Raw genomic sequence first — 21480 nt, forward strand, 5'->3', positions numbered from 1 at the left:
CGTGTACTCGTGGATCTGGCGGAAGCTGCCGTTCGGCCTGCCCGGGAAGCTGATCGGCTCGGTGCTGCTGGCCACCGCCACGGTCGCCCTGCTCTGGCTCGTGGTCTTCCCCTGGGCCGAGCCGCTGCTGCCCTTCGACGACGTGCAGGTCACGCAGGACTCCGGCGTACCGGGCGACGCCCCCGGGGGAGGGCTCACCGACCCGACCGGGCTGCCGGGCGAGGAGGAGGAACTCCCCTACAGCACCGAGACCAACAACGCCCCGCCCTCCACCCCGAACAGGTGACCCCGATGCGCGTCCTGGTGATCGACAACTACGACTCGTTCGTCTTCAACCTCGTGCAGTACCTCGGCCAGCTCGGCGTGGACTGCGAGGTACGGCGCAACGACGAGATCGACGTCGCCGAGGTGGGCCGCGTCGGCGCGGACGGCGTGCTGCTCTCGCCCGGACCGGGCAGCCCCGACCGGGCCGGCATCTGCCTGGACGTCATCCGCGAGTACGCGGGCAGGCTCCCCCTCTTCGGCGTCTGCCTCGGCCACCAGGCCATCGGTGAGGCGTTCGGGGCCACCGTGACCCGGGCCCCGGAGCTGCTGCACGGCAAGACCTCCGAGGTGCACCACCACGGCGTCGGCGTGCTCGCCGGCCTGCCCGACCCGTTCACCGCCACCCGCTACCACTCGCTCGCGGTGCTGCCCGAGACGCTCCCGGACGAGCTGGAGGTCACCGGCCGTACCGCCTCCGGGGTGGTGATGGCGATGCGGCACCGCACGCTGCCGATCGAGGGCGTGCAGTTCCACCCCGAGTCGGTGCTGACCGAGGGCGGTCACGTCATGCTGGCGAACTGGCTGGCCACGTGCGGCTTCCCGGAGGCGCTGGAGCGCGCCCCGGAGCTGGCCGCCGAGGTCGACGCCCGCCGCCGAGCAGCCTTCGCCGCAGCCTGACGCGCCCCGCGCCCCGCGCCCCGCGCCCCGCGCCCCGCGCCCCGCGCCCCGCGCCCCGCGCCCCGCGCCCCGCGCCCCGCGCCCCGCGCCCCGCGCCCCGCGCCCCGCGCCCCGCGCCCCGCGCCCCGGCGATCATGAAGTTGGCGGCAGGTCTCGCCCGATTTGTCGCCGCCAACTTCATGGTCAACAGCGGACGGGCTCGGGAGGGGACGACACGTAGTCGAGATCTTGGTACGGGGCCGCCCTCAGGGGGGCGGGGCCGTACCAAGATCTCGACGGGGGACGGAACGGGTGGAACGTGGTGGGTGTTTCCCGCGGCGGGATGCGCCCGTTCCACGCCGACTCAAGCGTCCGGAGAGGCAGCGTGGCGGTGTCCCGGTCGTCCGGGGCACCGCCACGTGCTCGACAGCGTCAGCCGTTGCTTCGCGTCGGCGGGACGGTCGGGAACGGAAAGCCGCCACCGCCGCCACCCGGCGTGCTGGGCGAACCGCTGGGAGTCGGGCTCGGCGGGGTCGGGCTCTCGCTCTGCTCCTCGATCGGCACGTCGACCTCGATGGTCACGGTCTCACCGCGAGGCAGCTTGGTGCCGGCGGACGGCGACTGGCTGCTAACCTTCCCCGCCTGGGACGGCTCGACCTCGTTGCCCTCCCGGGTCCTGACGTCATAGCCGGCTTCCTTCAACCGCTGCTTCGCCTGGTCCTCGGTGTAGCCACGCACGTTCGGCACCTCACCGACGTTGCCCTTGGAGACCGAGAGCGTCACCTTGCTGCCCTCGGCCACCGGACTGCCCTCGGCGGGCGAGACCTCGACGACCTGGCCCTCGGGCGCGCTGTTGGTCACGTCCTTGCGCACCGCGACCAGGCTCCGCTCGTCCAGGCGTGCCTTCGCGGCGTCGAAGGTGCTGCCCTTCAGGCCGGTGGGGATGGTGACCTCGCCGGGGCCGGTGCAGATCTGGACCGACACTGCGGTGTTCTTCTCCACCCGCAGACCCGGGCCCGGGCTCTGGTTGACGACGGTGCCCGGCTTGCACTCCGTGTTCTGCACCGGGTCTCCGTTGACGTAGCGCAGCCCGGCCTGGGTGAGCGCCGCCTGCGCCTCGGCCTGCGTGCCGTCCACCAGCTTCGGCACGGAGACCTTCTCGGCCCCGGTCTGGTTGAGCCAGAGCGCGGTGCCCAGCGCGATCACCGCGAGCACACCGAGCGCGGCGAACGTGGCGATGACCCAGGAGGAGGACTTGCGCTTGCGCGGGTCCCCGACCCGGGCGGGCGCCTGCTGGCGCGTCTGCGGGCCCATCATCTGGGTCTGCTGCGCCTGGTGGTAGCCGCCTCCGGCGGCCGCCATCGGCATGGTCTCCTCGGACGGCATCACCGGGGTCGCCAGCACCGGCCGGCCGGCGGCGGCGCGGAGCAGGTCCGCCCGCATCTCGCCGGCGCTCTGGTAGCGGTTGAGCGGGTTCTTGGAGAGCGCCTTGAGCACGATGGCGTCGACCGCGGGGTTGACGTCCGGGTTGATCGTGCTGGGCGTCGGCGGCTGCTCCCGTACGTGCTGGTAGGCCACGCTGACCGGGCTGTCGCCGACGAACGGCGGGTGCCCGCAGAGCAGCTCGAACAGCACGCACCCGGCGGCGTAGACGTCGGAGCGGGCGTCGACCGCCTCGCCGCGCGCCTGCTCGGGGGACAGGTACTGCGCGGTGCCGATGACCGCGCTGGTCTGCGTCATCGTGGTTGCGCCGCTGGCCAGCGCGCGGGCGATGCCGAAGTCCATCACCTTGACCTGGCCGGTCTGGGTGAGCATCACGTTGCCGGGCTTGATGTCCCGGTGGATGATGCCGTGCCGGTGGCTGAACTCCAGGGCGGCGCACATGTCGGCGCAGATCTCCAGCGCCCGGCGCGGCTGGAGCCGCCCCTCGACGCCGAGGACCTCCTTGAGGGTCCGTCCGTTGACGAACTCCATCACGATGAACGGCAGCGTCTCGCCGGTCGGTGCGGTTTCCTCGCCGGTGTCGTAGACGGCGACGATGGCCGGGTGGTTGAGCGAGGCGGCGTTCTGCGCCTCCCGGCGGAACCGCATCTGGAACGTGGCATCGCGGGCCAGGTCGGCACGAAGCATCTTGATCGCGACGTCCCGCCCGAGCCGGAGATCGCGACCGCGGTGCACCTCCGCCATGCCGCCGTAGCCCAGCAGCTCGCCGACCTGGTACCTGCCACCGAGCAGGCGGGCCTGCGCTGTCATCGCGTCTCTCGTCCTTCGCTCGTCGTCGAACCGCCGCCGGCCGGCTGGAGGCGTACCTCACGACGGTACGACGTGCGGACCGGATAGTCGCCCCCGTACGCCCGCACCGCGCCGGACGTCACGCTCACACTCGCCGGTACGGGCGGACCGGCGGCACCGGCCACGTATTTCCGGTACCAGAAAGAAATCACGCCCGAACAGAGGATGACCAGCACGGCCACCACGATCGCCGTGGTCCAGAGCCCGGAACGGGAACGGCGCTGGGGCGGCGGCGCGGCGGGCGGGCGGGCGTACCCCTGGGGGTGGTGTTGCGGTCGGGGCTGTGGGACGGGGGCCGCCCCGCGCGGCGCCACCGGTGGGCGGGCCTGCGGGGCGGGGTGCGCGACCATGGTCGGACGCGGCGCCACCGGTGGGCGGGCCGGGGCCACGGGCGGGCGGGGCTGCGGGCGCGGGGCGGCGGTCGGCACCTGGGCCCGCGCGACGGGCGCGGCGGGTGAGGCCGGCGCGCCGGAGATCGGGTGCCCGGCGCGCGCCTGCTGGGAGAGCGCGAGCTTGGCCTGTCGGGCGACGCTCGCCAGCGCGGCGGCGCTGGGCCAGCGGGCCGCCGGATCCTTGGCCATGGACCGCTCGACGATCGCGCGTACCTGGGGCGGGATGTCGGCGGGGAGCGGCCGGGGCGCGTCGCGTACGTGCTTCATGGCGATCTCGAGCGGATTGTCCCCCTCGAAGGGGCGCCGCCCGGCCAGGCACTGGTAGGCCACCACGCCGAGCGCGTAGACGTCGGAGGCGGGGGTGGCGACCGCGCCGGTGGCCTGCTCCGGCGAGATGTACGAGGCGGTGCCGAGCACCGAGCCGGCGGCGGTGAGCTGCCCGACCAGGTCGGAGCGGGCGATGCCGAAGTCGGTGAGCACCAGCGTGCCGTTCGGCCGCACCAGCAGGTTGCCGGGCTTCACGTCCCGGTGCACGATGCCCTTCTCGTGCGCCGCGTGCAGCGCGTCGGCGGCCTGGGCCAGCAACGCCATGGTGCGGGCCGGGGTGAGCCGGCCGACCCGGCTGAGCGTGGCGGAGAGCGCGTCGCCCTCCACGTACTCCATCACCAGGAAGGCGATCTGCTGGTCGCTGCCGAAGTCGTAGACGTCGACCACGCCGGGGTGGTTGATGGTGGCCATGGTCCGCGCCTCGCCACGGAACCGCTCGGCGAAGCCCGGCTCGTCGAGCAGCGCGGGGAGCAGGCTCTTGACCGCGACCGTACGGCCCAGCACCTGGTCGGTGCCGCGCCAGACGTCGCCCATGCCACCGCTGGCGATCCGCTCGTCCAGGCGGTAGCGGTTGCCGAGCTGCACACCCGGGCTGAGCACGTCAGCGCCTCCCGGAGTCGGCGATCGCCGCCGCCATGATCCGGCCGGCGATCCGGGCCGCCTCGGCGCTGCCGCCGCTGCCGGCCTGCTCCAGCTCGACGCAGACCGCGGAGAGCGGGGTGCCGTCCTTGGCCAGCGCGAAGCCGATGAACCAGCCGTGGTCCGGCGTGTCCGGGCCGGACTGGGCGGTGCCGGTCTTGCCGCCGACCACGTAGCCGTCGATGGCGGCCCGCTGGCCGGTGCCCTCCTTCACCACGTTCTGCATCATCGACCGCAGGTCGGCAGACACCTGGCTGCTGACCGGGCGGCGCAGCTCGCGCGGCTTGGCGGCGTCGTAGACGGTGGTGCGGTCCGGGCCGAGCAGCTGCTTGACCAGGTACGGGCGCATCTGGCTGCCGTCGTTGGCCACCGCGGCGGCGATCAGGGCGCCCTGCAACGGCGTCATCCGCACGTTGTTCTGGCCGATCGACGACTGGGCCAGCGCGGCCGGGTCGGTGCTGCCGTCCGGGTTCTGCATGTCGCCGGTGCGGCTGGCCGCGACCGGGAGGCCGCCGTCACCGTCCTGCCCGACCGTCAGGTCCTCCTGCTCGAAGCCGAACTGCTTCGCTTTCTCCTTGACCTTGTCCGCGCCGAGCCGCACACCGAGCTGGGCGAAGCCGGTGTTGCAGGATTCGGTCACCGCCTCCCGCAGGGTTACCTGCGCTTCGGGACAGATGGAGTCGGCGGCGTTGCGAATCGGCTTCCCGGCGCCCGGCGCGGTGTAGCTCGACCCGGCCGGGATCTGGGTCTGCTGGCCGATGCCGTTCTCCAGCGCCGCCGCGGCCATGACGATCTTGAAGGTGGAGCCCGGCGGCAGAACCTCGGACAGCGCCCGGTTGGCCAGCGGCCGGTCCTTGTCCTTCTCCAGCGCGTTGTAGGCCCGGTCGGCCTCCGTGCTGTCGTGGCTGGCCAGCGGGTTCGGGTCGAAGCTGGGCATGGAGACCAGCGCCTGCACCGCCCCGGTACGCGGGTCGATCGCGATCGCCGCGCCCTTGGTGGCGCCCACCTGGTTGTCGTTGAGCTGCTTGTACGCCGTCTCCTGGGCCCGCTTGGAGAGCGTCAGCAGCACGTTGCCGCCACCGGTCTCGTCACCGGTGAACATGTCCTTGATCCGGTTGGCGATGAGCGCGTCGCTGGTGCCGGCGAGGAAGTCGTTCTCCACCCGCTCGATGCCGCTGGCGCCGCCGTTGACCGGCTTCCAGCCGAGCACGTGCGCGTACGTCTTCCCACCCGGATAGGTGCGCTGGAACTTCAGCTCACCGCCGGTCTCCTTGCTGACCGCGTACGCGGTGCCGCCGACCTCGATGTTGCCGCGCTTGCGGTCGTACTCGGCGACCTGGACCCGACCGTTGTAGTCGCTGGTGCGGTATTCGTCGGCCTTGTAGGCCTGGATCCAGTTCAGGTTCGCGAAGAGCAGCCCGAACAGGACCATCACGACCACACCGACGCGGCGCAGGGGTGCGTTCACGGCCGGATCACCTCCGTCGGGGCGCCGTGCAGCTGCTCCGGCGGACCGCCGGCGGGCCGGGCCGCCGGGCCACCCCCGCCGGTGACCGGCCGTCGGGCGCCGTCGGACACCCGCAGCAGCACCGCGATCAGCAGCCAGTTCGCCATCAGCGAGGAGCCACCGGCGGACAGGAACGGGGTGGTCTGGCCGGTCAGCGGGATGAGCTTGCTGATCCCGCCGACGATCACGAAGACCTGGAGGCCCAGGGTGAACGCCAGGCCGCCGGCGAGCAGCTTGCCGAACGAGTCCCGCACCGCCAGCGCGGCGCGCAGGCCCCGCTCGACGATCAGCAGGTAGACCACCAGCAGCGCGGAGAGGCCGAACAGGCCGATCTCCTCACCGATGCCGGCGAAGATGAAGTCGGTCTGCACCTCGGGCAACAGCGTCGGCTGGCCTCCACCCGGACCGGCGCCGAACAGGCCACCGGTGCCGAGCGTGAGCAGGCCCTGGACCAGCTGGTAGCCCCGGTCGTACGGCTCGGCGAACGGGTCCAGCCAGATCTGCGCCCGGTCGTAGAAGTTGGCGAACGGCCCACCCACCGTGCTGCCCAGCACGTATGCCAGGTAGGCGCCGCCGAAGAACAGGATCAGACCGATGAGCAGCCAACTGACCCGCTCGGTGGCGATGTAGAGCGTCACCACGAACATGCCGAAGTAGAGCAGCGACGTGCCCAGGTCCTTCTCGAAGACCAGCACCAGGATGCTGACCAGCCAGACCACCAGCACCGGGCCGAGGTCGCGCCCGCGCGGGAAGTCGATGCCGAGCACCCGCCGGCTGGCCAGCGAGAGCACCTCGCGCTTGCGCACCAGGTAGTAGGCGAAGAACGTGAGCAGGGCCAGCTTGGCGAACTCACCCGGCTGGATCTGGAACCCGCCGACCCGGATCCACAGCTTCGCGCCGTTGATCTCGGAGAACCGCCCCGGCAGCACCGCCGGGATCATCACCAGCACGATGCCGGCCAGGCCCAGGGTGTACGCGTAGCGCGAGAGCGAGCGATGGTCGCGCAGGATCGCCAGCAGAGCGGCGGCGAGCACCACCGCGGCGAGCGTCCAGGCGAGCTGGCGGCCGCCGGTGCCGGCGAAGATGGCCAGGTCCGCCCGCTCCGCCGGGGCGGCCTGCGCCAGGTCGTACCGGCGCAGGAAACCGACGCCGATGCCGTTGAGCAGCGCCACCGCCGGCAGCAGGGCCGGATCGGCGAACGGCGCCAGCCAGCGGATCACCAGGTGCAGCCCCAGGAAGACCAGTCCCAGCGCGGCGGCCGGGATCCAGAAGTCCGGGGTGACCGTGTCCAGCGCCTTGGCCTCGATCATCGCCGCGTACGCCGCCACCAGCACCATGGCGAGCAGGAGCAGGGACAGCTCGGCGTTACGCCGGGACCGGGCCAGGCGTACGCCGGACTGCTCGCCCGTCGAGGCGGGCGAGGCTGCCGGTACGGCGGCTGCGGTCACGGATGCGTCCTCAGGATCGAGCCGACACTCACTCCGGCGACCGGCAGCCGGCGGGGTCGGCCGGCGCGACGGTGTCGGAGGGTACGGCGTCGGGCGTGGTGGTCGACGTCGGCGTGGGCGTCGGCGTGCCGGCCGCCGGGGTCGGCGGGACGGCGCTGCCGGTGATGACCGGGGTCAGCGCTCCGGCCGTCGTCACCGGGGTCGGGCTGACCGAACCGGCCGTCGGAGCGGGCGGGCAGAGCGGCTTGAGGTTCGGGTTGGCCGGGTCGTCGCTGGTCAGCTCGGCCAGCCGGCGCTCGGCGTCCGGCTCGCTCTTGGCCTGGATGCCCTGCTTCACCCGCTCCTGCGCGGCCAACGTCAGGTCGTCGAGCCGCGCCGGGCTGCGCTCGTGCACGTTCGACAGGTCGAGCCCGGCGACCTGCCCGGGCACGCCGCGGAAGACCGCGAGCTGACCGTCGTCGGTGGCGCCGACGTAGAACTGCCGCTGGGTGTAGCTCCAGCCGCCGAAGACGCCGCCGGCGACGATGACCGCCAGCGCGAGCGCCATCGCGGCGGTGCGCAGCGGGTGCCGCCGGCGTCGCTCGGGCTCGTCGTCGCGGGTGTCGACCGGCTCCTCCGGAGCGGGCGGCCGGGGCGCGGACAACACCGACGCGCGGGCCGCCGGGGTGGAGTCGTCGGCGGAGGTCGCCATGCCCCGGTCCCGGGCGGCGGCGCCGCCGACGATCGGGGACGCCTCGACGATGTCGCGGTCGGTGGCGTCGGCGATGATCACCGTGATGTTGTCCGGACCGCCGCCGCGCAGCGCGAGCTGCACCAGGCGTTCCACGCACTGCTGCGGGTCGGTGTACTCCCGCAGCGTGTCGCCGATGGTGTCCGCGCTGACCACGCCGGAGAGCCCGTCGGAGCAGATCAGGTAGCGGTCGCCGGGCAGCACCTGGCGGACGCTGTACTCCGGGTCGATGTCGCGGCCGTCCAGCGCGCGGGTGAGCAGCGAGCGCTGGGGGTGGCTGCTCGCCTCCTCGGCGCTGATCCGGCCCTCGTCGACGAGCATCTGGACGTAGGTGTCGTCCTTGGTGATCTGCGCGAACTCACCGTTGCGCAGAAGGTAGGCCCGCGAGTCACCGATGTGGACCATGCCGAGCTTGCTGCCGGAGAAGAGGGTCGCGGTGAGCGTCGTGCCCATCCCCTCCAGCTGCGGGTTGGCGTCCACGGTGTCGCGGAGCTGCTGGTTGGCGGTGCCCACGGCGGAGCGGAGCGCGTCGACCAGGGCGTCACCGGGGACGTCCTCGTCGAGCGGCGCCATGGCACCGATGACGATGTTGCTGGCGACGTCACCGGCGGCCATGCCGCCCATGCCGTCGGCAACGGCGAGCAGCCGCGGTCCGGCGTAGACGGAATCCTGGTTGCCGTCTCGGATCAGACCGCGGTCGCTGTGGGCCGCGTAGCGCAGGGTCAGAGTCATGGCCGTAATTCGAGGGAAGTGCGGCCGATCCGGATCGGCACGCCGAGGGGGACGGGGGTTGGTCCGGTGACCTTAGCGCGATCCAGGTAGGTGCCGTTAGTCGATCCGAGGTCCTCGACGTACCACTGCCCGTCACGCGGCACGAGCCGGGCGTGTCGCGCCGAGGCGTAGTCGTCGGTGATCACCAGGGTGGAGTCCTCCGCCCGTCCGATGGTGATCTGGGCCTCGCCCAGGGTGATCCGGGTGCCGGCCAGCTGACCGGCGGTGACCACCAGCTGGTGGGCGGCCCGACCCCGCTTGGCCTTCGCCGGCTTCCCCGCCGGCGCTCCGGTGGAGGCGCCGACCCCGCGCGGCGCGGCCACCAGTCGACCCGACCGGGCCCCCGCGAAGAGGTCCCGACGGATCACGCCGACCACCGTGAACACGAAGATCCACAGCAGGATGAGGAACCCGAACCGGGCGACGGTGATGACGAGCTCCGGCAACGGGGATCAGCCGTCCACGCGGAAGGTCAGCGTCGTCGTGCCGAGCTGGATCATGTCGCCCGGGTTGAGGGCGACCGCCGAGACGCGCTGGCCGTTGACCATGGTGCCGTTGGTGGAGCCCAGGTCGGTCAGCACGACCTGGCCGCCGTCGAAGTCGAGCCGGGCGTGGCGTCGGGAGATGCCGACGTCGGGCAGGCGCAGGTTGGCCTGGTCGCCCCGGCCGATCACGGTCGAGCCCATCTGCAACGGGTAGGTGCGGCCGTCGCCGGAGACCAGGCGGACGTTGCGGCCGCCGCCGTGGCCGGGCGGGGGACCGTAGCCGCCGCCCTGGTCGTAGGCCGGGTAGGCCGGGCCGGCGTCGTAGCCGCCGGGGGCCGAGACCGGGGCGACGTCGCCGCCGGTGTAGACCTCGGCGGTGACCCGGAACATGCCGGTGTCCAGCCCTTCACCACGTTCGACCTCGACGATCACGTCGCCGTAGACCGTCCAGGCCTGCTCGCCGATGAACTCCGCCTGCGACTGGGCCAGCTCCTGGGCCAACGCGGCGGCGTACGGCGCCAGGCGACTGTGGTCGTAGGGCGAGAGATCGATCACGTAGCGGTTGGGCACCAACGTGCGCCCACCGGCCAGGATCGCCTTGTGCGCCTCGGCCTCCCGCTGCATGGCGTTGAGGATCTCCACGGGGTGGACCACCCCTTTGAAGACCTTGGCGAAGGCCCCCTCGACCAGGCCTTCCAGACGCTTCTCGAAGCGTTGCAGCACGCTCACCGGCTCCTCCTCGGGTCCCGAGGCAATGATGGTATCCGGACACCGCCTCCGCAGCTCACACGCCGCTCGGCCGGCTGCCGTCGGCCCGTTCGTGACCAGGCCCGCGAGCGTGCTACAGTTTCGCCCGCCACGAACGGTGATCGTTCGTGGCGTGACCAGTGGACAGCGTAATATGTCCCGGCACCCGCCGCAGATGGCGGGCGCGGGATGCGATATGGTGTTCCGGTCGTGCCACGGGGATGTGGCGGAATGGCAGACGCGCACGGTTCAGGTCCGTGTGTCCGAAAGGACGTGGGGGTTCAACTCCCCCCATCCCCACCAGAACGAGGGCTCCGCAGGCTGCGGGGCCCTCGCGCCGTATCGGGGCGTACCGGACGTCACGCTATGCTCCGATGGTTTCCCTGCCTCCTATGGACCAGGAGTGGCGTGTGAGTGTCGCGTTGGTGACCGGTTCCGGCGGTCTGATCGGCTCCGAGGCGGCCCGGCACTTCGCCGGGCTGGGTCTCGACGTGGTCGGCATCGACAACGACATGCGGCGGTACTTCTTCGGTGAGGACGGCTCGACCGCCTGGAGCCTCGACCGCCTCGCCGCCGACCTCGGCACCGCGTACACCCACCACGCGGTGGACATCCGCGACCGGGACGGCCTGGAGCAGGTCTTCAAGCGGTACGGCCGGGACATCGCCGTGGTGATCCACAGCGCCGCCCAGCCGAGCCACGACTGGGCCGCCAAGGAGCCGTACACCGACTTCGACGTGAACGCCGGCGGCACGCTCAACGTGCTGGAGAACACCCGGCGGCACGCGATCGACGCGCCGTTCATCCACTGTTCCACGAACAAGGTCTACGGCGACCGGCCGAACTCGCTCCCGCTGGTCGAGCTGGAGACCCGCTACGAGCTGCCCGAGGACCACCACTGGTACGACGGCATCACCGAGGACATGTCGATCGACGAGTCGCTGCACTCGATCTTCGGCGCCTCGAAGGTGGCGGCGGACGTGATGGTCCAGGAGTACGGCCGGTACTTCGACATGAAGACCGCCTGCTTCCGGGGCGGGACGCTGACCGGGCCGGCGCACTCCGCGGCCGAGCTGCACGGCTTCCTGGCGTACCTGATGCGGTGCGTGATGGAGGGCCGGACGTACAACCTCTTCGGCTACAAGGGGAAGATGGTCCGGGACGCGATCCACTCCCGGGACGTGCTCACCGCGTTCGAGGCGTTCTTCCGCGAGCCGCGCTCCGCCCAGGTCTACAACCTCGGCGGCGGCCGGCACTCGAACACCTCGCACATCGAGGCGTTCCGGATCGCCCAGGAGATCACCGGCCGCGAGGCGCAGATCAACTACGTCGAGCAGGCCCGCACCGGCGACCACCAGTGGTACGTCAGCAGCATGGCCCGCTTCGAGGAGCACTACCCGGCCTGGAAGATCACCTACGACGTGCCGATGATCCTCCGGGAGATCTACGAGGCGAACGTCGACAAGTGGGTGCCGAAGCCATGACCGGCGACACGAAGCGCAACGTGCTCGGCGTCGGGGTCGACGCGACCGACTACGACCGGGCCACCGAGGCGGTGGTCGCGGCCGCGCACGAACGCCGCCCGATGGCGCTGACCGCGCTGGCCGTGCACGGCGTGATGACCGGGGTGCTCGACCCGGCGCACAACGCCCGGCTCAACTCGTTCGACGTGGTGACCCCCGACGGGCAGCCGGTGCGCTGGGCGCTCAACCTGCTGCACGGCGCCGGCCTCACCGACCGCGTCTACGGCCCGGAGCTGACGCTGCGCGTGCTGTCCCGGTTCGCCGACGAGGGGTTGCCGGTCTACCTCTACGGCTCCACCGAGGAGACGCTGGCCCGTCTGGTCCCGGCACTGGAGCGCCGGTTCCCGGCGCTGAAGATCGCCGGCGTCGAGCCGTCCAAGTTCCGCGCGGTCGCGCCGGGCGAGGACGCCGAGATCGCCGACCGGATCCGGGCCAGCGGCGCCCGCCTCGTCCTGGTCGGGCTCGGCTGCCCCCGGCAGGAGGTCTTCGCGTACGCGATGCGGCCGCTGCTGGACATGCCGCTGATGGCGGTCGGCGCGGCGTTCGACTACCACGCCGGCCTGCTGCGCAATCCGCCCCCGTGGATGCAGCGCGCCGGGCTGGAGTGGTTCTGGCGGCTCGGCCTGGAGCCGAAGCGGCTGTGGCGCCGCTACGTCATCCTCAACCCGGCCTACCTGGCCCGGTTGGCGGCGCAGAAGACCGGCCTGTGGAAGGCCACCCCGCCGGCGCCGGCCACCGGCCGCCCCGCCACCTTCGACGTCTGACCCGACGACGTCCGGCGGCCACCCGTGAGGGGGACCGCCGGACGCCGGTGGGAGAGGTTGGCTGCGGTGGTGACGGTCGCCCGGGTGAGGCTCCGGGAGACCGGTCGACCCGATGCTAGGTCGCCGACACGACCACTGTGAACATTCCGGAACCGCCATAACGCCGGCGCGATGACCCCTACGGGAACGCGTACCGGGGGAACCGGGGGGCCGTCCCCGATTCGGCGGGCGTCGAACTGGGCAAGGCTGGGGCCATGGATGACCGTCTCGCCGTGCTGCTTCCCGTCGCCGCCGTCTGGCTGGCCGCCGGCCTGGTCGCCGAGGGCCTGCCCGGGCTCGACCGGGCCCGGGCGCTGCGTCGGCGTACCGGATGGTTGTCCGCCCTGGTGCTGACCGGCCTCGCGCTCACCACGGCGGTCCTGGCCGCGGGCCTGCAGAGCGCCGGCGACACGGCGGTGGACCGGGCCGCCGCCGGTCTCGCCGTCGCGGCCGTCCCGGCGGCGGTCGTCGCGGCCTGCACGGTACGCCGGGTCCGGCGGGTACGGGCCGGCGCGGGCGCCTTCGCGGCGGCGCCCGGGATCCCGGCCCCGCACGGTCTGCGGGCCGCCGCCGCGCACCCGCTGATCGCGCTGCCGTTGCAGGCGACCGCGCTCGCGGTGCTCGTCGCCGTGTTCCCGGCCGTCGGGGTCGACCTCTTCGCCGCACCGGGCCTCGCCGGCCCGGCGATCACGGTCGCGGTGCTCGCGGTGTCGGCGATCGGGGTACGGCACGCGTTGCGACACAACCGGCTCGCCGAGCGGGCGTTGCCGCCCGCGCGGGCGACGGCGGTGTCAGCGCGTCCGGCCGGTGCCCTGCACGTATAGCAGCTCCAGGATCGCCCGGGTCGCCTCGAACCAGCGGTCCAGCCAGCCGGGCGGGGGGACGCTGCCCTTCGGGGGCAGCTCCATCAGCAGGCCGCGCAGGAGCGGGTGGTCCACCAGGGACTCCTGCTGCTCCATCGGCCAACCGCTGGGCGGGAAGGACGGCTCGGTGAGCGGGTTGGGGTCGAGCGACGGCAGGGAGAGCGGCCCGGCGGACTGCTCCGGCGCGGCGGCCATCTCCTCGCCGTCGGTGGAGACCACCTCGGTGAGGACGGTGTCCCGGCGCGCCCCGCGGTACTTGCCACCGAACCGCTCGGGCTTACCCGGGCCGCTGGTGAGGTTCTCTGAACCGATCGTCGTCATCCGTCTCGCCTGCCTCGTTCGGTTGCCGATCCGTGCGGTTCAACGAGGCGGAACGAAACTGGCGACGGGTGGCCGGCGTCGGCCGGCACCCGAACGAAATGGTCCCGCCCGGCGACGCTGCCGGGCGGGACCACGCTTTCGGTGGCGATCAGCTCCGGCCGAACGCACCGCCCCTGGCGCGGGCGACGAAGGCGTGCCAGTCGCCCGGGGCGAAGACCAGGGCCGGGCCCGCCTTGTCCTTCGAGTCCCGGACTCCGACCGCCCCGGTCACGTACGCGACCTCGACACAGTTGTCGCAGTTCGGCCCGCTCTTCGAGCTCTTGAACCACGTCGCCTGCGTCAGGTCCACGGGGAACTCCTTGGTCGCCATTTCCACAGTGGCTCCTCTGCCAGTTTCGCGATGTGTGCGATGGATTCCTCCGGGCGTATGGCCGCTGCTCGAATGTGATCGAAGATGAAGCTGTACTTCTGCAGTTCGTCGCTCTTCTCCAGGAAGAGCCCACCCGTGGCGTTCTCCGCGTACACGACATCGGGATCACTCGGTTCGGGGAAGCTGAGGATGGTGAAGGTCCCGTCCATGCCGGCGTGCGCGCCCACCTCGAAGGGCAGGACCTGCACCGTCACGTTCGGCAGTTCGGCCACCTCCACCAGCCGCTTGAGCTGGCCACGCATCACCGCGTCGCCGCCCACCGGCCGGCTCAGCACCGCCTCATCGAGCACCACCCACAGATCGACCGGATCGTCCTGGGTCAACAACGACTGACGGCCCAGTCGGACACGCACCCGTTGTTCGACCTGTTCGGCCGTGAAGTCCGGCCGGGCGGCGCGGATCATCGCCCCGGCGTACTCCTCGGTCTCCAGCAGCCCGGGCACGACCTGCTGCTCGTATGCGCGGATCGAGCTGGCCGCGGCCTCCAGGCCGACGTACGCCCCGACCAGCACCGTGCTGTAGGGATGCCACCAGCCCTTCTGCCGGGCCTCGCGGGCGATCTGCACCAGCTCGTCGCTCTCCGCGCCGACCACCCCGTAGATCCGGAGCATGTCCCGTACGTCGCGGGGAGTCGCGGTGGTGTGGCCGGTCTCGATCCGGGAGATCTTGGACGCCGAACACTCCAGTTGCTCGGCGACCACCTCGATGGTGATGCCGGCGGCCTCCCGCTGCCGGCGGAGTTCCGCACCCAGCCGGCGCCGGCGGATGGTCGGGCTGCGCCGTTCACTCATGACGCCGCCCACCGGCTCGCGGGACCAGGACTCACAGACACCCGGCTACCTCCGGTCGGTCGCGCCCCGGTTCGGCACCCGCCGTGGGCGCGACCCGGGGGCGGCGGGCGAGCGTTCGCGGCAGGGGTGGTGCCGGTCGTCGACCGGCCGCGACGGGCGAAACCGGCGTCCAGTGTGCCGTTTGGGTACCTGAGGGTTCAAGCGCCCCGTTCACGTGTCCCACTCACCTATCGGCAAAAGTCGACGTGCAACTTGCATCCGGCAGGTCGCTGATGCACTCTGTCGGTATGGCACGGGTTACTCACCGTCTTCGCATGATCTCCGGGCGTGGTGACACCACGGTCCGTGGGACGGCCGGAGGGGAGCCGTCCCGCGCCGCGAGACCTGCCCCGGGGTGAAGACCCCGCCGCTGCACGCCGGCTCGGCTGCGGCGGCGGGAGCGGTAACCGGGAGCAGCCGGGTGATGGTCGGGTGGCGGTCCGCCACCGTGGGTACGGCCCGACCAGCACCGACCCACCGACCGCCGGTCCACCGAGGTAGACCCCCCGTCACCGGACCGCACCGACCCCCGTTCCGTCTCGCCGGCCCGAACCGCCGGCCGAACCTTCCCAGGAGCCCATGTGCTTCCCCGCTCCGGTGACGTACTGCACGTGACTCGCGCGGCGAGTGTCCAGTTCTTCCGACCGATCATGTTCCGGGTGATCCGGGTGCTCGACTGGCCGACCTACGACGGTTGGCTCTGGCTCGACGGCTACGAGTTGAACGCGGCGGGGGACGCGGTCAACCGGCGGTCGATCTTCGTACTTCAGGAGGGGTTGCGGCAGGTCCAGGCCGCACCGGCCCCTCGTCAGCACACCGTACGGACGGCCCGACGTCCGGTGGTCCGGACTCCGGTCCGGGTGGGCTGACCTCACGATTCCCGGTCGGGAGGGCGTGCCGCCGCCATAGAATCGGTACGCCCACCCCGGCACCGTTCCACCCCGCGCGCCACGGACCCTGAACCTGGGATGGTCATGGTCAATCTGCCCGCCGCGCGGCGGCACCACCGGTCCCGTGTCGGCTATGCCCTCGGGCTCTTCCTCTTCCTCGGCCTCGCCACCGTGCTCGCGCTCGTGGTCCGCCATCCGGCCTTCTCCGCCACCCAGCAACTGGCCGAGCCCGTGCCCGCCCCGGAGATCACCGTGGCCGGCGAGGGCGCGCGGTCGGCCGGCGAGCCGGCGGAGGCCCAGCCGTACGGGGACGAAACCGACGAGGACGAGCGGGACGGGGCCGGGTCGGCGACGGCGGACGACATCGACGAGGAGTCCGACGACGATCAGGCGGGCTCCGGGGCCGGGGAGGGCGCGCTCGCGGACCGCCCCACGGACTCGACCGACCTCGGCCGGTCACTGTTCTATTCCGGCCTGCTCGGGCTCGCCATCTCGCTCGCCGGGCTCGGCCTGGTGGGCACCCGACGCCGGCAGTGGTGACCGTCAGGGCGTGGTGGTGGTCGCCGGCGCGGAACTCGGCGTGGTCGCGCCGGTGGTGGGCGGGGCCGCTGCGGCCACCACGAGCGTGACCCGGTCGCCGTCACCGACGGAGTAACCGGCCTCCGGGTCGGTGGCGATCACCGTGCCGGCCGGCCGGTCCGACGGCCGACGGTGCACCCGGTAGTCGACACCCAACCGGTCCAGCGCCGCCCGGGCGGCGGACTCGGGCAGCCCGACCAGCGGCGGCATCGGCACCTCGGCGGGCGGCGTCGTGGTCGGGGGCGTGCTCGACGGCGAACTGCTCGGCGACGCGCTGGTCGGCGCGGCGCTGGTCCGCGCCGAGGTGCTGGGCACCGCCGACGGCGTCGGGCCCGGACCGTCGTTCCGCTCGGCGGCACGCAGCGCCAGCCACACGCCGGCCGCGATCAGACCGAGCAGGACCAGCGCCAGGATGCCCAGCAGGATCGGCATCCACCAGCGGCGTCCGGCCTGTTCGTCGCCGTACCACTCGGCGCCCGGCTCGGGGTAGCCGGCCGGTCGCGGCGGCGGCACGCCGGCACGCCCGGACCAGGCCGCGCCGCCGACCGGCTCCTGGCGGGTGGTGGCGTCCAGCGGCCGGCGTCCCTCGCCGGGCAGCGGTCGGGTGGCGTCACCGTCCGCCCCGCCGGGCACCGCCCGCGTCGCGTCGGGGTCGTCGCCGGGGTTGCGGGGCATCGCGCGGGTGGCGTCGGCGTCCTCGCCGCCCGCTCCCCGCGGCATGGCGCGGGTGGCGTCGGCGTCGTCCCCGTGCGGGGGCAGCGCCCGGGTGGCGTCCGCGTCACCGGCGGGTGGATCCTGACGGTCGTCGCTCATGGCACACGTCCTTTCCCCACCGGGACGGGGGCACACGGCCCTCGATCGTCCACGGTAGCGGTCCGTGGCCACGCCGGCCGGCATCAGCGCGCCGTCCTGCCCGGGCCGGCCGTCAGGGAGTGGGCGACGGACTCGTGGTCGGCGCGTCCCCGCAGGTGAGCGCGATCTGGTCGTTCCACCGGGCGGCGCTGCCCGCGGCCGGTTCCTGCCCGGTGACCGGCCCCTGCCGGCCGCTGCGGTAACGCGGGTAGAGCCCCGCCTCCACCAGGTCGTCCGCCGCGTCGGCGCAGGACAGGGCGCCGACGTCGGGCACGGTGACGGCCGGGGCCGGCCCGGCCACCCAGACGGTGACCGTGACGCCGCGCTTGACCGGCTCGCCGGCGCCCGGCGAGGTCCGCTCGACGGTGCGCCCGGAGCCGGCGCCGAACACCAGCCGCCAGCCGAGCCGGCGGTCGCGCAACTCCTGCCGGGCCCGCGCGAAGTCGGCGCCGACCAGATCCGGCACGGTGAGGCCGGACGGGGTACGCGACCGTGGACCGCTGGGACGGTCGTCGGCGGGCCGGGTGGACGGTGCGCTGGGCGTGGCCGGCGGACCGGAGGTCGCCGCGCCACCGCTCGGCACGACCCCGGAGGAGGCGGCGGGCGGGTCCGGCTCACCGGCGAGCACCCAGCCACCGCTGGCTCCGATCACCGCCAGCAGGACCACCGCCAGAGCGCCGCCGAGAAAGAGCCGGGTACGCCCCGGGCCGGTCCCGTCGTCGCGTACCGGCTGCCGATCGTCCGTCATCGCGTCCCCCGCCTCGTTCATCGGCGACCGTAGCCGGTGTCGCCAAGCCGTCCGCGACCGGTCGCCGGATCCCACGACTCGCCGGGGCGACCTCGGGACGCTACGCTCCCCCGCATGGCCAGACGGGGCTGGGGAGGATCGACCGCCGCCGCACTCGGCGTCGCCGCCGGTGCGGGCGCCGCGCAGCTCGGCTTCGGCTACGGGCTGGGCATCATCAACTGGGCGCCGACCGGCTCGGTACGCGTCGAGGCGGCCTGGGTGGCGAGTCTCGCCTGGGCCACCTGGATCGCGGCGACCTCGGTCATCGCCGGCGCGGTCTGCGCCCAACGACTGCGGGGTGGCGGCGACGAACCGGTGGGCACCCTGCCCCGGCTCGGTCTCGCGCTCGCCGCCGGTGCCGGCGCGCTGATCACGGTGCTGCTGGTGGCGGTGCCGGCCCGGGCGGCCCGGGTGCCCGACACGTCCTCGCCGCAGATCGTCGCGGCGACGTACGCGGCCGTCGGGCTCGTGCTCGGGGTGCTGCTGGCGACCTGGGCGCTGCACACCCGTGCCGCCGCCACCAACCTGATCGCCACCACCGGTTGGCTCTGGCTGCTCGCCGTGGTGTCGGTGATCGACGGCGTGCTCTCCGGCCGTGGCCTCAGCACCGCCCAGCTCGGCATCTGGCAGATCAGCGCGGACCGGGCCGAATTCTGGATCCGGGACTACTTCTACTGGCCGGGCGTACTGCTCTCCCTGGGCTCGGCGCTGGTGATCGGCGTGCTCGCCGCCCGCCGCGCGGTGCGGCCGGCGGACGTGCGGGTCGGCGCGGCGGCCTCCGGTGCGGCCGGCCCGCTGCTGGTCGCGCTGGCCTACCTGCTGGCCGTGCCGCGGCTCGCCGGGATCGCCGCCGAGCAGCTGTCGGCCCACCTGATCGCCCCGTACGCGGTCATCGCCGGCCTGGCCGGCTCGGTCCTGGTGGCCGCGCTCGCCCAGCGGGCCGACCGCCGAGCCAACGATCGCCCGCCGGTGTCCGTGCCCCGCCAGCGCGCCGGGGAGCCGGATCCGGCGTCGACCCTCGCCGGGTACCCGCAGCCGGGGCGGACCGGCGTCACCGGGTCGGAGCCCGTGTCATCCGGTGGCGACGCCGAGTCGACCACCGGGTCCGACGTCGTCGGCGCCGAGCGGGCACCGGGCACGGAGGACAAGCCGACGCGGAGGTTCTTCGGCCGCCGGGCGGGCCGGGCCACGCCGGCCGCCGACGCCGCAACCGCGCCGGTACGGACGAGCGAGCCGGCATCCACCACTCCGGAGACGGCGGCCGGTCGCCTCGACGAGCCGACCGGGGGAACGGGCCCGGACTCCGGTGCCGACCCGGACCCGACTTCGGGTACCGGCGCGGATTCCACCCGGGTGGATCGGCCGGCCCCGGCGGCGGGCCGCACGAGTCGGTCGTCCGGCACGCGCGCCGGCTCGTCGGGGCGCCCCTCGCGGGTAGCCGCCGACCGTGCCGGCCGCGCAGTACCGCCCCAGCGGCAGCCCGACGCCGCTCTGCCGGCCACCGACGCTCCCGACGGCGAGAACGGCTCGGACTCGACCCCGCCCGCGCGCACCGACGAACCGAAGGCCCGCCGCAAGCCCTGACCACCCCGGTCCCGTCGCAACCTCGCCGAAGTGGCGGGAACGGCGGCGGTCCGATGCCACCACTTCCCCGAAGTGGCGGCGGACCGGGCGGGCTGGGGTCAGTCGACCGGCCAGGTGTGGACCGGCTCGTTGCCGCGTTGCAGCTCGGCGTAACGCTGGACCATGTGGTGCAGCGCGGCCTTCCGGTCCATGCCCTGGTGCCGCTCCGCCGCCCACACCGTCTCGGTCTGCCAGACCGCGCCGTTGCGGCCGGTCCGGCAGCGACCCTCGATCACGCCGAGGAGGCGGTCCCGCTCGGCCGGGGCGACGCCGAACCGGTCCAGCCCCTGCGCCGCCACGGGCAGCAGCGTGTCGAGGACGAGCCGGGTGACCGGCACGTCGCCGACCCGGGGCCAGTGCAGCACCGCGTCCATCCCGCGCCGCGCGGCCGCGTGGAAGTTCTCCTCGGCGGAGCTGAACGTGAGCTGACTCCAGATCGGACGATCCGACTCGGCCAGGCCACGGGCGAGGCCGAAGTAGAACGCCGCGTTGGCGAGCATGTCCACCACGGTCGGGCCGGCCGGCAGCACCCGGTTCTCCACCCGCAGGTGGGGGCGGCCGTTCATGATGTCGTAGACCGGGCGGTTCCAGCGGTAGACGGTCCCGTTGTGCAGCCGCAGCTCGCCGAGCTGGGGCACGCCGCCGGCGTGCAGCACCTCGACCGGATCCTCCTCCTCGCAGATCGGCAGCAGTGGCGGGAAGTAGCGGACGTTCTCCTCGAACAGGTCGAAGATCGAGGTGATCCAGCGCTCCCCGAACCAGACCCGGGGGCGTACGCCCTGGGCCTTCAACTCGTCCGGGCGGGTGTCGGTGGCCTGCTCGAAGAGGGCGATGCGGGTCTCCGCCCAGAGCTGCCGGCCGTAGAGGAAGGGCGAGTTGGCCCCCACCGCGACCTGCACGCCCGCGATCGCCTGGGACGCGTTCCAGTAGTCGGCGAAGCTGTCCGGCGCGACCTGGAGGTGGAACTGGAGGCTGGTGCAGGCGGCCTCCGGCGCGATCGAGTCGGTGTGCGTGCGCAGCCGCTCGACACCGTTGATGTCCAGCTCGATGTCCTCACCGCGGGCGCCGACGATCTGGTCGTTGAGCACCCGGTAGCGCTCGTCCGTGGAGAGGTTGTCGGCGACCAGGTGGCGCTCGGTGAGGGTGGGCAGGATGCCGACCATCACGATGGTCGCGTCGGACTTGGCGGCCCGCTCGTCGGCGCGGCTGAGGCTGCTGCGCAGATCCTGCTCGTAGTCGGCGAAGCCGCCGCCCTCGATCAGCCGGGGGGAGGCGTTCAGTTCGAGGTTGAACTGCCCCAGCTCGGTCTGGAACAGCGGGTCGGCGATGTCGGCCAGGATCTGGTCGTTGCGCATGGCCGGCTCGGCTGCGGCGTCGACCAGGTTCAGCTCGATCTCCAGGCCGGTCATCGGGCGGTCCGCGTCGAAGCCGAAGTCGTCGAGCATCAGCGCGAACACGTCCAGGCACCGCCGGACCTTCTGCCGGTAGCGGACCCGATCCTCCCGGGAGAAGGCGCCCTGCTCGACGTCCCTACCCATGTGTCCTCCCGGCGCCGGTGCGACGGAACCGTACCGTTCCGCAACGCATTGTGAACCATCCACGTGGTGTGCGTAAGTGCGTCCGGTCCGGTGGTATCCGTCACTCGGTCGCAGGTCTGCACCTGTACCCAGCGGAGACGTCGCGCAGCGCCCGGGATCGAAGAACAACACGTGACAATTCG

Annotated in this window: 20 protein-coding genes, 1 tRNA gene and 1 pseudogene; 9 read left to right on the forward strand and 13 right to left on the reverse strand. The window is 73.0% G+C overall.

Annotated elements, in window-relative coordinates; genetic code table 11:
• Window position 1 precedes the first annotated feature (1 nt).
• On the forward strand, window positions 2-286 hold the full coding sequence (locus CO540_RS19415) for a hypothetical protein (RefSeq protein WP_091566062.1): 285 nt from the start codon (window positions 2-4) through the stop codon (window positions 284-286).
• Window positions 287-291: 5 nt separating this feature from the next.
• Complete coding sequence (locus CO540_RS19420; RefSeq protein ID WP_099164850.1) at window positions 292-942, forward strand: aminodeoxychorismate/anthranilate synthase component II; 651 nt, start codon at window positions 292-294, stop codon at window positions 940-942.
• Between the two features lie 411 nt (window positions 943-1353).
• Here the strand turns inward: CO540_RS19420 and pknB are convergent, their stop codons facing one another.
• The 7 genes from pknB to CO540_RS19460 are packed head-to-tail and all read right to left on the reverse strand — an operon-like array spanning window position 1354 to window position 10268.
• Window positions 1354-3174: a Stk1 family PASTA domain-containing Ser/Thr kinase gene (pknB, locus tag CO540_RS19430; protein ID WP_099163136.1), complete on the reverse strand. Its 1821-nt coding sequence runs from the start codon at window positions 3172-3174 to the stop codon at window positions 1354-1356.
• Window positions 3171-4532: a serine/threonine-protein kinase gene (locus CO540_RS19435; protein WP_099163137.1), complete on the reverse strand. Its 1362-nt coding sequence runs from the start codon at window positions 4530-4532 to the stop codon at window positions 3171-3173. Before CO540_RS19435 ends, pknB begins: the two co-directional genes overlap by 4 nt.
• A gap of 1 nt (window position 4533) precedes the next feature.
• Window positions 4534-6039 (reverse strand): penicillin-binding protein 2, encoded by a 1506-nt coding sequence (locus CO540_RS19440; RefSeq protein WP_099163138.1) that lies wholly within the window; start codon window positions 6037-6039, stop codon window positions 4534-4536.
• Window positions 6036-7526 carry an FtsW/RodA/SpoVE family cell cycle protein gene (locus CO540_RS19445; protein WP_091566083.1) on the reverse strand — a complete coding sequence of 497 codons (1491 nt, stop codon included), beginning with the start codon at window positions 7524-7526 and terminating at the stop codon, window positions 6036-6038. The genes CO540_RS19440 and CO540_RS19445 overlap by 4 nt, the downstream gene beginning before the upstream one ends.
• A gap of 28 nt (window positions 7527-7554) precedes the next feature.
• The gene (locus tag CO540_RS19450; protein WP_099163139.1) at window positions 7555-8988 is read right to left on the reverse strand and encodes a PP2C family serine/threonine-protein phosphatase; all 1434 of its coding nucleotides are present in this window, start codon (window positions 8986-8988) and stop codon (window positions 7555-7557) included.
• Window positions 8985-9473 (reverse strand): FHA domain-containing protein, encoded by a 489-nt coding sequence (locus CO540_RS19455; RefSeq protein ID WP_099163140.1) that lies wholly within the window; start codon window positions 9471-9473, stop codon window positions 8985-8987. Before CO540_RS19455 ends, CO540_RS19450 begins: the two co-directional genes overlap by 4 nt.
• 6 nt (window positions 9474-9479) lie before the next feature.
• Window positions 9480-10268, reverse strand: coding sequence for a DUF3662 and FHA domain-containing protein (locus tag CO540_RS19460; protein ID WP_026267912.1), 789 nt, complete (start codon window positions 10266-10268; stop codon window positions 9480-9482).
• Window positions 10269-10476: 208 nt separating this feature from the next.
• Between CO540_RS19460 and CO540_RS19465 the strand changes: the two genes are divergently transcribed.
• The 4 genes from CO540_RS19465 to CO540_RS19480 all read left to right on the forward strand — a co-directional run bounded on the left by CO540_RS19465 (window position 10477) and on the right by CO540_RS19480 (window position 13409).
• Window positions 10477-10562, forward strand: a tRNA-Leu gene (locus tag CO540_RS19465).
• A 71-nt stretch (window positions 10563-10633) separates the two neighbouring features.
• Complete coding sequence (locus CO540_RS19470) at window positions 10634-11743, forward strand: NAD-dependent epimerase/dehydratase family protein (protein WP_172967882.1); 1110 nt, start codon at window positions 10634-10636, stop codon at window positions 11741-11743.
• On the forward strand, window positions 11740-12546 hold the full coding sequence (locus CO540_RS19475; protein WP_091566098.1) for a WecB/TagA/CpsF family glycosyltransferase: 807 nt from the start codon (window positions 11740-11742) through the stop codon (window positions 12544-12546). The genes CO540_RS19470 and CO540_RS19475 overlap by 4 nt, the downstream gene beginning before the upstream one ends.
• 254 nt (window positions 12547-12800) lie before the next feature.
• Window positions 12801-13409 (forward strand): hypothetical protein, encoded by a 609-nt coding sequence (locus CO540_RS19480; RefSeq protein WP_099163141.1) that lies wholly within the window; start codon window positions 12801-12803, stop codon window positions 13407-13409.
• On the opposite strand, the gene CO540_RS19485 is transcribed toward CO540_RS19480, so the two are convergent.
• From CO540_RS19485 to CO540_RS19495, 3 genes are all read right to left on the reverse strand, one after another.
• Window positions 13377-13769 carry a hypothetical protein gene (locus tag CO540_RS19485; protein WP_091566106.1) on the reverse strand — a complete coding sequence of 131 codons (393 nt, stop codon included), beginning with the start codon at window positions 13767-13769 and terminating at the stop codon, window positions 13377-13379. The genes CO540_RS19480 and CO540_RS19485 overlap by 33 nt on opposite strands.
• Window positions 13770-13917: 148 nt before the next feature.
• Window positions 13918-14139, reverse strand: coding sequence for a DUF397 domain-containing protein (locus tag CO540_RS19490; RefSeq protein WP_099163142.1), 222 nt, complete (start codon window positions 14137-14139; stop codon window positions 13918-13920).
• Entirely contained in the window at window positions 14109-14990 is an 882-nt protein-coding gene (locus CO540_RS19495; protein WP_091576762.1) for a helix-turn-helix transcriptional regulator, read from the reverse strand. Before CO540_RS19495 ends, CO540_RS19490 begins: the two co-directional genes overlap by 31 nt.
• A 620-nt stretch (window positions 14991-15610) precedes the next feature.
• On the opposite strand from CO540_RS19495, the gene CO540_RS19500 reads away from it, so the two are divergent.
• A complete protein-coding gene (locus CO540_RS19500; protein WP_091566115.1) occupies window positions 15611-15898 on the forward strand; it encodes a hypothetical protein in 288 nt (95 codons plus the stop codon).
• Window positions 15899-15997: 99 nt separating this feature from the next.
• The gene (locus tag CO540_RS19505) at window positions 15998-16459 is read left to right on the forward strand and encodes a hypothetical protein (RefSeq protein WP_099163143.1); all 462 of its coding nucleotides are present in this window, start codon (window positions 15998-16000) and stop codon (window positions 16457-16459) included.
• Window positions 16460-16462: 3 nt separating this feature from the next.
• Here CO540_RS19505 and CO540_RS19510 read toward each other — a convergent pair whose 3' ends face one another.
• Entirely contained in the window at window positions 16463-17311 is an 849-nt protein-coding gene (locus tag CO540_RS19510; RefSeq protein ID WP_099163144.1) for a PASTA domain-containing protein, read from the reverse strand.
• A gap of 112 nt (window positions 17312-17423) precedes the next feature.
• On the reverse strand, window positions 17424-18098 hold the full coding sequence (locus CO540_RS19515; protein WP_253866070.1) for a PASTA domain-containing protein: 675 nt from the start codon (window positions 18096-18098) through the stop codon (window positions 17424-17426).
• Window positions 18099-18212: 114 nt separating this feature from the next.
• On the opposite strand from CO540_RS19515, the pseudogene CO540_RS31015 reads away from it, so the two are divergent.
• Window positions 18213-19442, forward strand: a pseudogene (locus CO540_RS31015) (hypothetical protein); the annotation flags it as partial.
• Between the two features lie 377 nt (window positions 19443-19819).
• Here CO540_RS31015 and CO540_RS19525 read toward each other — a convergent pair.
• On the reverse strand, window positions 19820-21298 hold the full coding sequence (locus CO540_RS19525) for a glutamate--cysteine ligase (RefSeq protein ID WP_091566131.1): 1479 nt from the start codon (window positions 21296-21298) through the stop codon (window positions 19820-19822).
• Window positions 21299-21480: the final 182 nt, after the last annotated feature.

The sequence above is a fragment of the Micromonospora sp. WMMA2032 genome, assembly GCF_002688545.1.
Classification (GTDB): Bacteria; Actinomycetota; Actinomycetes; order Mycobacteriales; family Micromonosporaceae; genus Micromonospora; species Micromonospora sediminicola.

Excerpts from the sequence above, each read along its gene's own strand:
- CO540_RS19480 (WP_099163141.1), top strand. The coding sequence starts at position 12,801 with ATGGATGACCGTCTCGCCGTGCTGCTTCCCGTCGCCGCCGTCTGGCTG.
- CO540_RS19450 (WP_099163139.1), bottom strand. The coding sequence starts at position 8,988 with ATGACTCTGACCCTGCGCTACGCGGCCCACAGCGACCGCGGTCTGATC.
- pknB (WP_099163136.1), bottom strand. The coding sequence starts at position 3,174 with ATGACAGCGCAGGCCCGCCTGCTCGGTGGCAGGTACCAGGTCGGCGAG.
- CO540_RS19525 (WP_091566131.1), bottom strand. The coding sequence starts at position 21,298 with ATGGGTAGGGACGTCGAGCAGGGCGCCTTCTCCCGGGAGGATCGGGTC.
- CO540_RS19510 (WP_099163144.1), bottom strand. The coding sequence starts at position 17,311 with ATGAGCGACGACCGTCAGGATCCACCCGCCGGTGACGCGGACGCCACC.
- CO540_RS19495 (WP_091576762.1), bottom strand. The coding sequence starts at position 14,990 with ATGAGTGAACGGCGCAGCCCGACCATCCGCCGGCGCCGGCTGGGTGCG.
- CO540_RS19490 (WP_099163142.1), bottom strand. The coding sequence starts at position 14,139 with ATGGCGACCAAGGAGTTCCCCGTGGACCTGACGCAGGCGACGTGGTTC.
- CO540_RS19420 (WP_099164850.1), top strand. The coding sequence starts at position 292 with ATGCGCGTCCTGGTGATCGACAACTACGACTCGTTCGTCTTCAACCTC.
- CO540_RS19515 (WP_253866070.1), bottom strand. The coding sequence starts at position 18,098 with ATGACGGACGATCGGCAGCCGGTACGCGACGACGGGACCGGCCCGGGG.
- CO540_RS19505 (WP_099163143.1), top strand. The coding sequence starts at position 15,998 with ATGGTCATGGTCAATCTGCCCGCCGCGCGGCGGCACCACCGGTCCCGT.
- CO540_RS19470 (WP_172967882.1), top strand. The coding sequence starts at position 10,634 with ATGGTTTCCCTGCCTCCTATGGACCAGGAGTGGCGTGTGAGTGTCGCG.
- CO540_RS19475 (WP_091566098.1), top strand. The coding sequence starts at position 11,740 with ATGACCGGCGACACGAAGCGCAACGTGCTCGGCGTCGGGGTCGACGCG.
- CO540_RS19485 (WP_091566106.1), bottom strand. The coding sequence starts at position 13,769 with ATGACGACGATCGGTTCAGAGAACCTCACCAGCGGCCCGGGTAAGCCC.